The sequence below is a fragment of the Mesorhizobium sp. M7A.F.Ca.CA.003.01.2.1 genome (assembly GCF_003998945.1).
In the GTDB taxonomy this organism is placed as follows: domain Bacteria; phylum Pseudomonadota; class Alphaproteobacteria; order Rhizobiales; family Rhizobiaceae; genus Mesorhizobium; species Mesorhizobium ciceri.
The window spans coordinates 1-620 of sequence record NZ_RZRA01001558.1; the positions used below are offsets into that span (position 1 = coordinate 1).

Below are 620 nucleotides of genomic sequence, written 5' to 3' on the forward strand. Positions count from 1 at the left end.
GTGAGACGCTGGAGGCAGCGGCAGAGCGCGAACTTCAGGAAGAAACCGGTTTGCGTGCCACAAATTATCGCCCGCTGCGGGAAATCCGCATCGACGGCCGGGATGACAGCCACCCGGTCGATTATCTCCTCACAGTCTTCGGCGCCGCCTATGCCGGCGGCGAGGCCGTGGCCAGCGACGATGCGGAGACGGCGGCCTTCTATACGCTCAGCGAGATGGCGGCGCTGCCGCTGGCAGGCTCGGTATTCGCGGTCGCCGAAGACTTGTTGGCCCCCGGCGGAAACGCCGGACTGCTGTCCTGAAATCAACTTGCGGGCCACAAATTGTTTCGCCACAAAGACTTATGCTGTTTAGCAGAGCCACGCAGCTGGTAGAGAAGGCTTATGAATCGTCCATCCATGCTCCTCGCCGTGTGTCTTGCGGTCGGCGCGACCGTTTCGATACGGCCCGCGCTCAGCGCCGAGTCGCCGTTCGAGCCCGGGTTGATGCGGCTGGCGGAGGTTCTGGGCTCGCTGCATTTCCTGCGCAATCTGTGCGGCGAAAAGGGCGACCAGTGGCGTGTCGAGATGACAAAACTGCTAGATTCGGAAAATCCGGACGCCGAGCGGCGCGCCCGCTTC

Annotated in this window: 2 protein-coding genes; both read left to right on the plus strand. The window is 62.9% G+C overall.

Annotated elements, in window-relative coordinates:
• Positions 1–302: NUDIX domain-containing protein (locus EN969_RS34165; protein ID WP_127419928.1), on the plus strand; the 302-nt coding region annotated here is incomplete at its 5' end.
• Positions 303–383: 81 nt separating this feature from the next.
• On the plus strand, positions 384–620 hold a 237-nt coding region (locus EN969_RS34170), incomplete at its 3' end, for a TIGR02301 family protein (protein ID WP_127419929.1).